17 protein-coding genes are annotated in these 14,127 nt (G+C 43.5%); 6 read left to right on the plus strand and 11 right to left on the minus strand.

From position 1 onward, the window contains the following. Positions 1-60 precede the first annotated feature (60 nt). The 5 genes from IOC57_RS11305 to IOC57_RS11325 all read right to left on the minus strand — a co-directional run bounded on the left by IOC57_RS11305 (position 61) and on the right by IOC57_RS11325 (position 4,133). A complete protein-coding gene (locus IOC57_RS11305) occupies positions 61-459 on the minus strand; it encodes a hotdog fold thioesterase (RefSeq protein WP_207438808.1) in 399 nt (132 codons plus the stop codon). A 116-nt stretch (positions 460-575) separates the two neighbouring features. Then, positions 576-1,139, minus strand: a complete 564-nt coding sequence (locus IOC57_RS11310; RefSeq protein ID WP_207438809.1) for a 5' nucleotidase, NT5C type — start codon at positions 1,137-1,139, stop codon at positions 576-578. 15 nt (positions 1,140-1,154) lie between these two features. Beyond that, positions 1,155-2,252, minus strand: a complete 1,098-nt coding sequence (locus IOC57_RS11315) for an FAD-dependent monooxygenase (RefSeq protein ID WP_207438810.1) — start codon at positions 2,250-2,252, stop codon at positions 1,155-1,157. 23 nt (positions 2,253-2,275) lie between these two features. Continuing rightward, the gene (gene ribD, locus IOC57_RS11320; protein WP_207438811.1) at positions 2,276-3,370 is read right to left on the minus strand and encodes a bifunctional diaminohydroxyphosphoribosylaminopyrimidine deaminase/5-amino-6-(5-phosphoribosylamino)uracil reductase RibD; all 1,095 of its coding nucleotides are present in this window, start codon (positions 3,368-3,370) and stop codon (positions 2,276-2,278) included. A 13-nt stretch (positions 3,371-3,383) separates the two neighbouring features. Beyond that, on the minus strand, positions 3,384-4,133 hold the full coding sequence (locus IOC57_RS11325) for a GTP cyclohydrolase II (protein WP_207438812.1): 750 nt from the start codon (positions 4,131-4,133) through the stop codon (positions 3,384-3,386). 320 nt (positions 4,134-4,453) lie between these two features. Between IOC57_RS11325 and IOC57_RS11330 the strand changes: the two genes are divergently transcribed. Further along, positions 4,454-4,783 carry a YuzC family spore coat inner layer protein gene (locus tag IOC57_RS11330; RefSeq protein ID WP_207438813.1) on the plus strand — a complete coding sequence of 110 codons (330 nt, stop codon included), beginning with the start codon at positions 4,454-4,456 and terminating at the stop codon, positions 4,781-4,783. Between the two features lie 58 nt (positions 4,784-4,841). On the opposite strand, the gene IOC57_RS11335 is transcribed toward IOC57_RS11330, so the two are convergent. Next, positions 4,842-6,347 (minus strand): leucyl aminopeptidase, encoded by a 1,506-nt coding sequence (locus IOC57_RS11335; RefSeq protein ID WP_207438814.1) that lies wholly within the window; start codon positions 6,345-6,347, stop codon positions 4,842-4,844. A gap of 270 nt (positions 6,348-6,617) precedes the next feature. Here IOC57_RS11335 and IOC57_RS11340 point away from each other — a divergent pair, with 270 nt between their 5' ends. After that, positions 6,618-7,100 (plus strand): divergent PAP2 family protein, encoded by a 483-nt coding sequence (locus IOC57_RS11340; protein WP_207438815.1) that lies wholly within the window; start codon positions 6,618-6,620, stop codon positions 7,098-7,100. Between the two features lie 9 nt (positions 7,101-7,109). Then, on the plus strand, positions 7,110-7,898 hold the full coding sequence (locus IOC57_RS11345) for a cobalamin-binding protein (RefSeq protein ID WP_207438816.1): 789 nt from the start codon (positions 7,110-7,112) through the stop codon (positions 7,896-7,898). 76 nt (positions 7,899-7,974) lie between these two features. Here IOC57_RS11345 and IOC57_RS11350 read toward each other — a convergent pair whose 3' ends face one another. The 4 genes from IOC57_RS11350 to IOC57_RS11365 form a co-directional block, all read right to left on the minus strand. Next, positions 7,975-8,667 carry a 3D domain-containing protein gene (locus IOC57_RS11350; protein ID WP_207438817.1) on the minus strand — a complete coding sequence of 231 codons (693 nt, stop codon included), beginning with the start codon at positions 8,665-8,667 and terminating at the stop codon, positions 7,975-7,977. Positions 8,668-9,024: 357 nt separating this feature from the next. Beyond that, on the minus strand, positions 9,025-9,342 hold the full coding sequence (locus IOC57_RS11355; RefSeq protein ID WP_063234052.1) for a YuiB family protein: 318 nt from the start codon (positions 9,340-9,342) through the stop codon (positions 9,025-9,027). A gap of 107 nt (positions 9,343-9,449) precedes the next feature. Continuing rightward, entirely contained in the window at positions 9,450-9,929 is a 480-nt protein-coding gene (locus IOC57_RS11360; RefSeq protein WP_396020802.1) for an NUDIX domain-containing protein, read from the minus strand. Between the two features lie 224 nt (positions 9,930-10,153). Continuing rightward, positions 10,154-11,368 carry an NAD(P)/FAD-dependent oxidoreductase gene (locus IOC57_RS11365; protein ID WP_207438819.1) on the minus strand — a complete coding sequence of 405 codons (1,215 nt, stop codon included), beginning with the start codon at positions 11,366-11,368 and terminating at the stop codon, positions 10,154-10,156. A 475-nt stretch (positions 11,369-11,843) separates the two neighbouring features. On the opposite strand from IOC57_RS11365, the gene IOC57_RS11370 reads away from it, so the two are divergent. The 3 genes from IOC57_RS11370 to IOC57_RS11380 all read left to right on the plus strand — a co-directional run bounded on the left by IOC57_RS11370 (position 11,844) and on the right by IOC57_RS11380 (position 13,654). Next, positions 11,844-12,836: an NAD(P)/FAD-dependent oxidoreductase gene (locus tag IOC57_RS11370; protein WP_207438820.1), complete on the plus strand. Its 993-nt coding sequence runs from the start codon at positions 11,844-11,846 to the stop codon at positions 12,834-12,836. 438 nt (positions 12,837-13,274) lie between these two features. Continuing rightward, positions 13,275-13,487, plus strand: a complete 213-nt coding sequence (locus tag IOC57_RS11375; RefSeq protein WP_207438821.1) for a Rossmann-fold NAD(P)-binding domain-containing protein — start codon at positions 13,275-13,277, stop codon at positions 13,485-13,487. A gap of 41 nt (positions 13,488-13,528) precedes the next feature. Further along, positions 13,529-13,654, plus strand: a complete 126-nt coding sequence (locus IOC57_RS11380) for an NAD(P)H-binding protein (RefSeq protein WP_207438864.1) — start codon at positions 13,529-13,531, stop codon at positions 13,652-13,654. 50 nt (positions 13,655-13,704) lie between these two features. Here IOC57_RS11380 and IOC57_RS11385 read toward each other — a convergent pair whose 3' ends face one another. Continuing rightward, on the minus strand, positions 13,705-14,067 hold the full coding sequence (locus IOC57_RS11385; RefSeq protein WP_063234048.1) for a HesB/IscA family protein: 363 nt from the start codon (positions 14,065-14,067) through the stop codon (positions 13,705-13,707). Positions 14,068-14,127 lie beyond the last annotated feature (60 nt).

Here is a 14,127-nt window from a genome sequence, read left to right on the forward strand (position 1 = left end):
ACTTAAACCGGGCACTGTAAGATCATTACGCCACTTTAATGATGCCTTTGTTCTTTTGATTCACTTTGAATTTGGCAAGTCGATAACGGCCAATGTACAGCGTGAAATGCAGATAAGATGATCCTCTTCATCACGGATCTTCACGTCCCACACCATCGTCGTCTTTCCGCGATGGAGGATGTTCCCTTCAGCTGTAACAAAACCTGAACGGACGCCCCTTACATGATTGGCATTGATTTCAAGGCCGACGACAGCTTGTCTTGTGCTATCTACCAGCTGCATTCCGCCAAAGCTTGCAACAGATTCCGCAAGGGCAACGGACGCCCCCCCATGCAATAAACCATACGGCTGCCTAGTCCGCTCATCCACCGGCATCGTCGCAATGACTTTCCCATCACCGACTTCTTTCATTTCTATCCCAAGCGTGCCTATCAATGACTTTTCAATATTTCTCTCCATCCCATTACCCCCAACTCTCATGTGTTTTTCACCAAAAAATGAATCACTATTCACAATAGTATACATAAAAAGGATGACCCAAGTCTATCAAGTCATCCATCATTATGTGAATTCGATTATTTGGAGAGGATTTCTTTTAATTCAAACCAGCTTGTCAGTCTTGGAATATCCAATTCCCTGTTATAGGAGTTATCCATCGCATACACTTTCGTTGGAATATCCAATAAGGTTTCCAGCACTGCCGGTTTATCATCAAAATAATAATCCAATTCCAATTTACGGATCGTATCAATCTTTTCATGATCCTTCATCCCGCAGTAAAAATGGTCATCCTTAACCGGAAAGCCGTTTTCAATCAGCCATTTTTTCGTCCGTTCACCATGCTCCGCTTTTCTGGCTGTGATGTAATAGATTTCATGACCATCGCGTTCAAGCTCCTTCAGCGTTTCCACTGCGCCCTCGAAGGCTGGACAGGATGAATAATACACTTCATCGGCAAGACTGTTCCACATCTTGCCCCCAGCCTCTTTATCAAGCCCGAAAGCTTCATGGATCTCCAACGTCTTTAAAGCTCTGAATTTCGTTAACTCTATGTTCGTATTAAGCTTTTCATTATAAAGATGGAACGCGAACTCCCTCAAGTTAATAAGGGTATCGTCAATATCAAAACCGAATTTCATATCCTTCACTCCTATTCAAACATAAGCGGCGGCAAACTGTGATGCAAAGGAGATTTCCTTGTCCACCTGAATGGCCTGTAATCTTTCAATTTCGGCTTTTCTTTTTGGCTCTGCCATCTTAAGTCCAAGGAAGCCAGTATCCTCCTGCAGGATGCATCCTGCAATAAGCTCGGCTAATATATCGGCATCCTTCATGGCACAATTGAGTCCGAACGCACCTGTAGGCGTCATCGTATGGGCAGCATCACCCAATAAGGCAACGCCATCCTTTGTCCACGTTTCACTATAGCTGCTGTAAACATCCAATAAAATGAAGTCCTGCCAAGAGCGGATATTTTCACACACAACCTTTTTTAATTCAGGAAAGGCAAAAAGTAAATCTTCAATGAACGGATCAAAAGGCTGTTTTCGCAATTGGGGAAATGAGCCATGTTCTATATTCCAGCCAATCTGGATGAAACCTCCGGCCTGAGTGAAGAGGGCAACCTGTGAGTCATTGACCAATGCCATCTTGATAGAAGGCTTCCATCCCTCCGGAGCAGGAATTTTTGCCCACAGTAAATCATAGCCATGATCTTTAATCACGGCCGGTATTCCCGCTTTTTTTCGAACGGTGGAAAATCTGCCGTCCGCTCCGATTATCAATGAACATTGCACTTCCAGGCCTTCTCCGCCTTTTCGGGCCTTGACACCTGTAAAACGGCCCATTTCATTCTGAATCAAGTCCATAACCCTCGTATTCATCATCAATTGAAAAGAGTCCAGCTTTTCGGCTTCATGCAATATAGCTGTAAGCAGATGATTTTGAGGGACATGTATCCCAACATGATCGACAGGCCATTCAGGGAGTATCCTTTTAAATAGGTGGCCGCCATGCCAATATTCAATTTGTTCCATCCTAAGCAAGCCAAGTCTTTCCACACTCTCGAATAAACCGTGCTTTTTAAGAATGCCCTCTCCTTCATCGTTCAAGAACTCGCCCCTGAACTCTCTTGAAACTTCAGAATGCCTTTCAAGCAATACGACTGAAATGTCCCGCTTGGCCAATAGGTAAGCCAGCAGGGCTCCTCCAGGTCCTGATCCGACTATGCATACATCTGATTTAACCACCATGCCTCTTCACCTGTTGTCTATTTTTATTTAGGATAAGCCGTGATGCGTATGTCCTCACCAAACGTTTCCACGCCAGAGAAGGAAACATCCATCGCTTCATCCATCGTATCCACATTCATTCCAGTATACGGTGTTAGTGAGTTTCTTCCGCCCAATAGTTTAGGAGCTATATAAATCAAGTATTTATCGATGAGCCTTTCCCTAAGGAAAGAGGCATTCACTTCGCTTCCGCCTTCCAGCAAGACGTCCGTAATCCCCCTTTTATACAGTTCTTCCATCAAAGCCCTTAGATCCAGCCCCGTCTCGTTTTTGGGGACGAAAATGAATTCGATCCCTTTTTCACGTAAAAGGTCCATTTTATCAGCAGGTGCATGTTCCTGCGTTACGATCAAGGTTTTCGCATCTGATACTTGTACAACATTGGCATCCAAGGGAACACGTAATTCACTGTCTAATATGATCCGGATCGGACTTTTCCCCCCACCATCCGGAAGTCTGGTCGTAAGTGATGGATCATCGGCCAATACCGTCCCGATACCAACAAGAATGGCATCCACCTCATCACGCAGCAAATGAACGGAATGACGTGCTTCTTCTCCTGTTATCCATTTTGAATGGCCGGTGTGGGTAGCAAGTTTTCCATCGAGAGTCATCGCATACTTCGATAGGACGAATGGACGATTGGTCAGCATATTGTGAATAAACCGTTCATTCAGCCTTTGAGCTTCCTTTTCCAGGACGCCAACTTCCACTTCAATTCCCGCATCCTTTAGAATCGATATCCCTCTGCCGGCTACTTCCGGATTCGGATCTTGAGTAGCCACCACAACTCGCCGGACACCTGATTCTTTCACCAAATTTGCACAAGGAGGTGTCTTTCCATAATGGGAACAGGGCTCAAGAGTCACATATAGAGTGGCACCTTCTGCATACTCTCCCGCCATTTTGAAAGCATGTACTTCCGCATGAGGTTCACCCGCTTTTCGGTGGATCCCTGTCCCGGCTATCACACCGTCTTTGACTATGACTGCCCCGACCACTGGATTCGGATTCGTCTTTCCTTTAGCACTGGCCGCCAAATCCAGTGCCAGCTTCATGTAATATCGATCATCATTCATACTATAGCTCTCCTTATACAATCAAAGTTGGCTTCTTTTTGGGAATATGTCCAGACTTCTTAACCTTTGTATCCAGATAGAAACTATTATCTTCCGTCAAACCGCCCCAAAGCGGATTATGGTCCTTTGCCGCAAGTCCATGCTTCATGAGTGCGTCCAGCTTTTTGGGGTTGTTCGTGATTAAAGTCACCGGATCCTCACGCAGTTCCCTCAATACTCGAATGGCTCCCTCGTAAGATCGCGTATCGTCTTCGAATCCTAAAGCCTCATTCGCCTCGACCGTGTCATAACCTTCCTGCTGAAGCAAATAGGCAAGAGATTTGGAAAACAAGCCGATCCCTCTACCCTCATGGTCCGCAAGGTAAAAAATGGCCCCACACCCATGCTCGGCTATCATCTTCATCGATTGGTGGAGCTGGTAGCCGCAATCACAGCGTCTACTTCCGAAGATATCACCTGTGTGACAGATGCTATGCATCCGGACAAGTGCATCCTCCGACTTTTTAAAATCGCCATACACCAATACGGAGGATTGCTGTCCAAAAGCGAGGTTAGCTTCCGAAAGCGAATCAAGCACCGCTTCCTTGTCATTATCCGCGCCATCAAGCTGCAGCCATGTATACCATTGGAAGACCGTTGAGAAATCTCCTTGTTCGACAGGAAGGTTCACAGGCCCCACAAGGCATATATCAGCTTTTCCCGGGGTTTTGATGATATTCATTTTATCTATTAAAAGGTTTCTTGTTTCCTGGGTTATCTTCATGTTAACATCACCTATTTTATCTTTTATAGTGTGCCTTCTCCTTACTTTAGGTAAGTAAGTATATTACTATACACTATACCTGTCAATGAAGCAGTTTACAAATAATAGTGTGTCTTTGATCATAATTTTCAAGAAGTTTTTTCACAAAAGAAAGTCATTCACAAACCGCTATCATATCGGTTGGCCTTTATACATATTTTAACGTATAACGAAAACGTGTCTATAGACAGACTTAAAGAAAGGAAGGAAACCTTTTGGAGGATTTCCCTTATTTTTTATATGATCCTATCCTATTTCCACCTCACGCCAGGGCGATGAATATGAATCGGGAACGGGAAGGGACATTGCGTCCCTACTCGGCAACCAATCCAGACCTGCTAGTTAAATCGGCAAAGACCTCACAATCCTTGATGCTTGATGTAAAAAAAGTCATGGATACCTTAGCCACATCCAAGCCATTCTCGAACCGTTTGATGACTGCTGCCCAAGCTTCCAAAATGAGTGTCGTGGTCGATATGATCCGAAAGATAGGAATTAAGAACGAACCTGATATCACGTATAACCCCGATGGGATCCGTTTTGATTTCTATCCGAAAGCAGCCGAAGAAAATTGTCATATCATCGTCAGCTTGAAATGGAGGGATGTATAACGTCCAACACTTTTTGGTAAAAAAACCGAAGCCTTTTTTCGGCTTCGGATATTTGGGTTCATCTCGTTTTCGTTTCAAAGGTTTCAACCAATAATGCAAGCGTTCGTGCCATGACACCGGTAGCCCCCGCCGTGCACAATTCGGAACTGCTCGAGGTTGTGGATGTCCCGGCAATATCCAGATGGACCCACGGAGTGTCTTCGGCAAATTCGCCGATGAAGGCCCCGCCCATGATCGCATGTCCTGCCCCTCCAGGTGAATTATTCAAATCCGCTATTTTACTATTGCGTACCCGCTCTTTATCCTTTTCGGTAATCGGCAATCTCCAAATGGGCTCCCCGGCCTCCTCTGAGGCTTTGGCCACTTGTTCATAGAATTCCGTGTCATTTGTCATTGCACCCGTCATATCCATACCCAGCGCCGTTATGACACCACCCGTTAAAGTGGCAACGTCAATTAAATAGTCAGCACCATGATGTTTAGCGTAAGTCATGGCATCGGCCAAAACCAGCCTGCCTTCCGCATCCGTATTCAATACCTCTATCGTCTTGCCGCTCATGGCAGTGATCACATCATCCGGTTTGAATGCATCACCGCTGATCATATTATCAGTGGAAGGAATGACAGCCACGACATTTTGATCCGGCCCTAATTCGCCGATAATTTCCATTGCACCTAAAACAGCTGCCGCACCGCCCATATCCGTCTTCATCCCAACGATTCCAGCCTTCGTTTTCAAGGAGTATCCACCCGTATCGAATGTGATGCCTTTACCGACCAACCCGATAACATCTTTCCATTCATCCTTACCTTGATACTTCAGGACAATCATTTTCGGAGGCTCGACAGAGCCTTTATTGACAGCAAGGAGTGCTCCCATTCCCAACTTGAGCATATCTTCCTTATCGAGGATCTCCACTTCAAAACCATAACGGTCGCCCAAGTCAGATGAATAATCCGCCAAATCCGTGGAAGTCAACAAATTGCCTGGTGTGTTGACCAATGTTCTGGCTGAGTTCGTCGCCCTTCCGAAGATTCTCCCTACATGAAGCGCGGCACCGACCTCTTCTTGATCATATTCACTATACACCGTAATCGATTCAAGACTTTTTTCGACCTGGTTCGATTTTTGCTTATATCCATCAAATTTATAGGAAGCAAGTTCAAAAGCCTCGGAACAAGCATGCGCAGCGTCCAATGCATCCAGATTTTCAGTAGTGAATGTATCCAAAGCGATCGAAAGTGTCGTAATCTTGGATTCTTTAATCGTCTTACGCGCTTTTCCCAACGCTTCGCGAAGCGTTTCAAAGGATAGCTCCTTTTCCTTGCCCAACCCTACAAAAATCAATCTCTTTACGCTTAATTTACCTAATGTATGTATTTTGGCCACCGTTTTTTTCTTGGAAGAGATTTCTCCCGCTTTCACTAACTCTGTCAGCTGGCCGTCCAATCGTTCATCCGCTTGTTTCCCTATGCCTGTGAATTTTACCGGCCTGTCAAATACGCCTAGAATTAGGCATTCGTCAATCAAATCTATATCCAAGGAATCTTTTACTGTAAACATTCTGCTACCTCCTCCATTCGATTACATTCATTATAACGAAATCTTCAAAAATTTTCGAATAGGCCCGCGAAAATATTAATAACAAGGGATATTGTTTAGAATGGGTGACTTTAGAGTAATAGTATAAGAAAGAAGCATATTTATACTTATACCAGCAGGTAATAGACAGGACTGAATGGAACTAATAATAAGGGCCTTATTCCGAGCAGGATGTATTTACCCATATTAGGATTTCATCTTTACTTATAACTAGAAAGAAGGCTGATACTCTTGGAATTATTACTCAACTTCCCTTTAATTGCAGCATTGATTGCCATTTTCTTTGCTCAATTCATTAAAGTGCCCATCCACTTCATAGCATTTCGTAAAGTGAACTGGTCACTCATTAACTCCACAGGCGGTATGCCAAGCTCCCACTCTGCGGCTGTGTCAGCCCTAACCGTGGCGGTAGGGATCGAAAACGGGATGGATTCCCCTGTATTTGCCGTGGCCACGATCTTTGCAATCATCACGATGTTCGATGCAACAGGAGTGAGACGGCAAGCGGGAGAACAGGCAGCCGTCTTGAACCAGCTCGTTACCGACTTCAATACCTTTGTCGAGCAAGCAAAGAACTGGCAGAAAAAAGCAGATAAACAGAAACAGCAACAATTAAAGGAACTGTTGGGCCATAAGCCAATCGAGGTATTTTTCGGAGCCTTGACCGGAGTATTCATTGCGCTGGCACTTCACTTTTTCATCTTTCAAGGGTAGGTGTTCAATTTGAAAATAATCTCTCTTTGCCCCAGTAATACGGAACTTTGCACATATCTAGGGATTGAAGATCAGCTGATCGCCATCGATGACTACTCTGATTGGCCTGAAACCATCCAGCACCTTCCTAAGGTGGGGCCCGACTTATCGATTGATATCGATCATGTAGAATCACTAAAACCAGACTTGGTGCTGGCTTCACTGAGTGTACCGGGCATGGAAAAAAACATTGAGGGGCTAAAAGAACGGAACATCCCCCATATCATTTTCAACCCACAATCACTTGAAGATATTGCAAAAGATTTACTGACCTTGGGCGAGGCCATAGACCTTAAGGAAAAAGCAGAGGAACAGGCTGCCCAATTCCGTGATGCCATCCTTCAATATAAACACGTCGTCGACAAAATCGAAACAAAGCCGTCCCTGTATTGGGAATGGTGGCCTAATCCCTTATTCAGTCCAGGGGGAGTTAATTGGTTATCCGAGATCAGCAGGCTTGCGGGAGGATATAACCTTTTCGAAGATATCGATATGGCAAGCATTCAAGCCAATTCCGAAGAGGTCCAAAAAAAGGATCCCGACCATATTTGCTTAGCTTGGGTCGGTGTCCCTATACAAAAAGTAAATCCAGAACTGGTCAGGAAACGAAAAGGGTGGACCGATATGAAGGCAGTCCGGAATAACAATATTCACATCATGGAAGAACCCTTATTCTGCCGGCCTTCCCCGCGTTTACTGGATGGGCTGTCCAAATTGGCAAAGACTCTGCATCCTGAAGCCTATAAAAGCATGGTTTAAGGGCATCCCAAATGAACATGACATCAAAAAGGCTGCCTCAATTGAGGCAGCCTTTCACTGTCCTTTTTGCCCATCTTTAAAAAGCAAAGGAAGCTACATTGGCATTCAATGTTTTCTCAGCCATGTTCGGCTTGAATACTTGCCTGATCTTGGTTTCATTCAGCTTGCTTAACTGTTCTTCAGATAACTCGCCGCTCCCTTTTTGTACAACATATACTTCAAGGGTTTTCTTTCCCCAGTTCTCGTATACATCTTGTACCGTTTCGTAGTATAGGTCCAGATGGTTTCCTTTGATCGCCCCGCCCTTGTCCGCTACAACCCCATATCCATAACCCGGAATCCAAAGGATGGTTCCGAGAGGGAATACGGCCAGATCGGCGGCAATTGTGGAAAACAGATCCCGTTTCACCTTCACCCCTGAATACGTGATTCCATAGGATGGGCTCTCCGGGTACTTTCCGGTTGATTCATAACCTGCTGTATATCCTGTAGCCAAAACTTCATGCTTCGGGTATTTCGACAGCTCGATTGCCTCCGCTATCGTCGTGGGACCATTGCTCGTGGATGCCGATGCCATGAGCGTTGCCACTTGGCCTCCACTATGGATGGCTTTATATTCGAGACCAAGCATTCGATGTTGTCTCATCGCCTTTTCAAAAGGATGATCTTCAGGCATAGCCCCAAAAACATGATTCAAGGTTGAGTCGATGGCCAAGATAAATAATATGATAATAGCAACCCTCAAAAATAATGCCTTTACAATCTTCATATGTATTGGTTCCACTCCTCTCACAAGGATATTTGTTCCCTTTCCAGAGTGAAAGTATTCATAAAGCTTGAAAAGATCCAATTTTTCTTTTAAAAAAGGCTCTTTTCGTAATGATTGTTGTTTTTAAAACGAAACTATTTAAGGTTAATTGGAGCGGAAGTGCGAGACTCCTGCGGAAGCAGCGGGACAGGTGAGACCCCACAGGCTTTTAAGCCGAGGAGGCTCACCGCCCGCCCCGCGGAAAGCGAGCATCTGGAGGGGAAATCAACCACACCGCACTACTTAGTAAATAGCAACAAAGTATGCGAAAACAGCCTACAAAAAAAGGACCGTCCATAAATGACGGTCCTTCCCAATTTAAAACATTTGATATCCTTTATTCCTTAGTATCCTGATGACCACACCAGCTAAAACCGCGCCAAGCAGCCCGCTTGATAAAATAATGATGTCTGCCGTATGCAAGGATGTAAGATTCGTTCCAAGATTAGAAAAAGAAATTCCCGGATTTCTAAAATATTCTATGAGCTTTGTTTCATTGACAATGATGATGAAGACGATTGGAAATAAGATGACCATGATCCACGAAGAACGAAAGAGCATATTCAGCAAAAAGCCAATTCCGAAAAACAATATGAAAAATAAGAGTATTGAGATAATTAAAACAGGCAATGGCATGTTATTCTTGACCCTCCTTAAAAGCGACACCTTTAGTTTACTGAAAAAATAATTGCTGCGTCAACGACTTATTCCAAATAATTCCGAAGAAAAGATGATTACCCAAATCACATAAATAGTTTATATGATGTATATCCAAATTGATCTCCCGGGTTCAACCCGTCAAGCATCGTTTGCATCCTTTCTTTTTTAAAAGCTAAAAGCTGCTCCAATAGCAATGAATGCTTCCCCTCCTGCAGGAGTAGATCAGGATCATAAAATTGGGCTTCATATAATTCATCCATTTGAGCGGTCACTTCAAGACTGATCGGTTTAAGTAAAAATATCACCATATTATCACTTATCCCCCCTTTGATGACTCCGCTTCTCATTCCTACAATGCCTTCGATTTCTGTATGAATACCCGTTTCCTCCAACACTTCCCTTACTACAGCTTCATCTACGGTTTCATCATTTTTGACAAAACCTGCCGGAAGCGACCATTGCCCTTTCAATCCGCCATACCTTTTATTCACGACCAGCCACTCACCTTTATCAGATATCACAAGACCGGACACTGCCAGCCAAACATTTTTGCATCGTTCCACAAAACCCACTTCCCCGCATTCATTATAATTAGTGCCATCTCCAACCAGCAGAAAAAAAGATGATGCAAAGATACCTTCCTTGATTAAGCTTCGTCATCTCCATTATATTCCACATAAGAAAAGTGCATACTCCTCCATGACACACTCATTGATGGCTGAGATGGCAAATGAAAAAGCCATTCGGGGACAACCCCCAAATGGCCATTATTGATTTATCGGAAAAATTAAAGGACGTTGAATTTACCCTTTTTAGCAACAAGGGAAGCTCCGCCAATCATTAACAATGCTCTGTTATCAACCATTTTCTTCATGAATGATGCAGTCTTACCTGTAACTTTCTTACCGAATACAACACCAATCGCATTGTCTTCACCAAGTGAACATACCGTTCCTTTGTTTTCGAAAGTGAACGTTTCAAGGTCGCTTTCGTTACGGACCAATTTAGTCAGGTTCTTCGCAATGACCTCTCCTTGCTGCATCGCGATTTGTGCAGTAGGTGGATATGGACGATTGATTTCCTCGTTGATGATCAAAGCGCAATCCCCTACGATGAAAATATCGTCATGACCCGGTGCCCGCATGTCTAGGTTCACTTTTATACGTCCGCGCATAGCATCAAAACCGGAAGCCTCTATCACAGAGTTACCACGTACGCCAGCTGCCCATACAACAGTTCCCGCTTTGATTTCTTCCACTTCATCTTCGCCTTTTGCCACGATGATGCCTTCAGGAGTCGCCCCCTTGATCGGTGTACCGATTTTGAATTCCACACCTTTTTTCTCAAGGTAGGATACTGCATAATCCACCAATTCCGGATCGAAGCCAGGGAGGACGGCTGGTGCTGCCTCCACACAGTACATACGGACTTTTTGGAAATCGATGTCATATTCTTTACAAAGTTCAGGGACACGGTTAGCCAATTCGCCAAGGAATTCAATACCCGTAAATCCTGCTCCTCCAACAACGATCGTCAAGCGGTCTTCATTCTTCTCGACCTCAGTACTGTACGTAGCGAATTGCAATTGGATATGGTCACGGATTTTACGTGCAGTGTTCACGTTAGAGATAGAGAAAGCATATTCTTTCAGCCCTTGGATTCCGAATGTTTCCGATTCAGGTCCAAGTCCAATCACTAAATAATCATAAGAAATTTCGCCGTTTTCAAGGATGACTTTTTTGTTCTCTGTTTTCACTTCCAAAACAGAATCCTGGATGAACTTAACTTTGCTGTTAATGACACTTTTGATTGGATAGCGCACACGATCATGATGAAGCGTTCCAGCCGATGCTTCATGCAGCCATGTTGTTTCATAGTGGTAATCATTTTTGTTAACTAATACGATTTCTGCTTCATTTTGACCTAATGCCTTCTGTAAGCGAGTAACAGTCATCAATCCACCATAACCTGCTCCTAAAACAACGATTGTTGGCTTTTTCAAAAGTATTCGTCCACCTTTACGATATTTTCTTTTGATGCTTTCCATAACTAAAATATATTGCCTATCTTATTAATTTCCATTATAAAAAGCACTCTTATACATTTGTGACGTTTTTCACGTAACACTTCGTAATTGTCATTAAAAATTCATAAAAATTTTACCCAATGATGTCTAAGTAAATATTAGTCTTTTTCCATACCTTTTTCAAGTAACAATCCGAACTTTTTCTGGTTAAAACAAAGCAGAAAAACATTACTTTCCACCCATTTTCGAGCCATATTTATACGATATGATTCACATTGGTAAAGAGTAATTTCACCCAATTATAAAGAGGTTAAAGGACATTCATCATGAAGCTGCCCGAGATATAGTCGAAACTTTCCCATTTTTCTAACTTTATCCGTTTTTTAAAAGATCATCTATGTTAAAATAAGAGAATAAATTTCAGCAAACCTAGTATATCGGAGGGATAACGTTGGAAGTTAATGAAAAAGTTTATGATATTACCATCATTGGCGGAGGCCCAGTTGGATTATTCACTGCATTTTATGGGGGAATGAGACAGGCAACCGTTAAAATCATCGAGAGCCTACCACAATTAGGCGGACAATTGTCGGCCCTTTATCCTGAGAAATACATCTATGATATCGCTGGTTTCCCCAAAGTGCGCGCTCAGGAACTAGTGAATAATTTAAAAGAACAAATGGCAAAGTTCGAACAGGATGTTGTCCTGGAGCAAGCCGTTAAAGAAGTGGAAAAGCAAGCAGATGGAATTTTCAAGTTAACGACTGATAAAGAGATCCATTACTCCAAAACGATTATCATCACAGCTGGAAATGGGGCCTTCCAACCCCGCCGTATCGAAATTGAAGATGCAAAAAAATATGAAAGCGGCAACCTTCACTATTTCATCGACGACCTCAAACATTTTGCCGGCAAAAAAGTGGTGGTCTTCGGAGGTGGGGATTCAGCAGTGGACTGGGCCCTTATGCTGGAGCCGATTGCAGAGAAAGTGAGCATCATTCACAGAAGAGATAAATTCCGTGCCCACGAACATAGTGTAGAAACGCTTAAAAATTCAAAAGTTGAAATAAAGACTCCTTACATACCTTCAGAGTTGATTGGTACAGACGGACGGATCCAAACAATTGTCATCAAGGATACAAATGGTGAAGATACAGAGACGATGGAAGTAGATGCAGTCATCGTCAATTACGGCTTCGTTTCTTCTCTTGGTCCCATTAAGGAATGGGGACTTGATATCCAGAAGAACAGTATTTTGGTGAATTCGAGAATGGAAACGAATATCCCTGGAATTTATGCAGCAGGTGATATTGCAACATATGATGGCAAAGTAAAATTAATTGCAAGCGGTTTTGGTGAGGCACCCACTGCCGTCAATCACGCCAAACAATATATTGACCCAAAAGCAAAAGTTCAGCCGATGCACAGTTCTTCCATGTTTTAGACTTACTAAAAGACCCGGCTTCCTTAGCCGGGTTTCAAACTGTAGGCACTCGCTTTCCGAGGGCGGTCTTTGTTCCGGCAGGGTCTTCGCACACCCGTCCCAATCAATATTGTTATAAGGCCAATTTGAGATTGAGAAGTTGGCAAACCCGAACCCGTTGCAGTAGACGGTGCATATAAAATACCAGCGAATAAAAGCTCTACTTTAACAAAAAAACGGCTTCCATAGCCGTTTTTTTGTTGTCCCCAATTCCGTACTGTGGATAACTTTTTTACATAAGTTATCCACAATATTTACCGCTGTCATTCCAAGGTAAAGAGTAGGAGAAGCCATGAAAGGGAAATGCACCTATGAATACTTTAATGGCAGGAGCCAATGGAGTGACCGGAAAGCAGATCATTAGGGAATTATCAAAAAATCCGCAAATGAATGTACAGAATGATCCGGAAAGAGGAACAGGTTCAAACGATAAAAGAACTCGGCGGGCATTCAATCTCTTCAGATTTAGAGGGAAATGTGGATAATGCAGTGGATAACATGGAAACCATCATTTTGCCCGCCGGATCAAGACCAAAAATGGGGCCGGATAAAACGACAGCTGTGGATAATGGAGCCATTAAACTGGTGGCTGCCCCCAAAGGGTCCTGTTAAGCTCTGTCGGTTCTGTTAGACCGGAACAAGCCCAAGAAGGAATGCACCATTACCTTGAAGCAAAGCATGATGCCGATGAATATTTTAAAGCAAGCGGGCTGACATGCATGATTGTCCGTCAGATTGCTTTGACACATGAACAAGCCGTCGGAAAAATCATTCAATAGAACAAGGGGCACTTGTTAAAGTGCCCCTTGTTCTAAACTATTAGAGTTTCTTAGCAATTCTCCGGTGTACCGGCGTTTTTTGCCGTTTTGAAGGAAGACCCGCAACCGCATGAAGCGATGGCATTTGGGTTTTCGATCGTAAATCCTCCACCCATCATCGTTTGTTTATAATCAATTACCGTGCCATTCAATATATCTGCATCCTCACCATCAACAAGGATCTTTATTTCAAACTGTTCCAGCTGGCTATCCTTTTCTCCGGGCTCTTGTTCAAAACCCATTCCGTAGGATAATCCACTGCAGCCTCCGCCTTTAACAGCCACTCTTAAAAAGGAACCCTCTTCACCATTTTGTTTCATCATTTCTTTTATCTGAAAAGCGGCAGCTTCCGTTATTTGAACAACATCACTCACAATAAATCCCTCCTTCTTCTGATATGTGAGATAGAACTATTTCTCTTTATAGTATATACC

Source organism: Bacillus sp. SD075, from assembly GCF_017355165.1.
In the GTDB taxonomy this organism is placed as follows: Bacteria; Bacillota; Bacilli; order Bacillales; family DSM-1321; genus Peribacillus.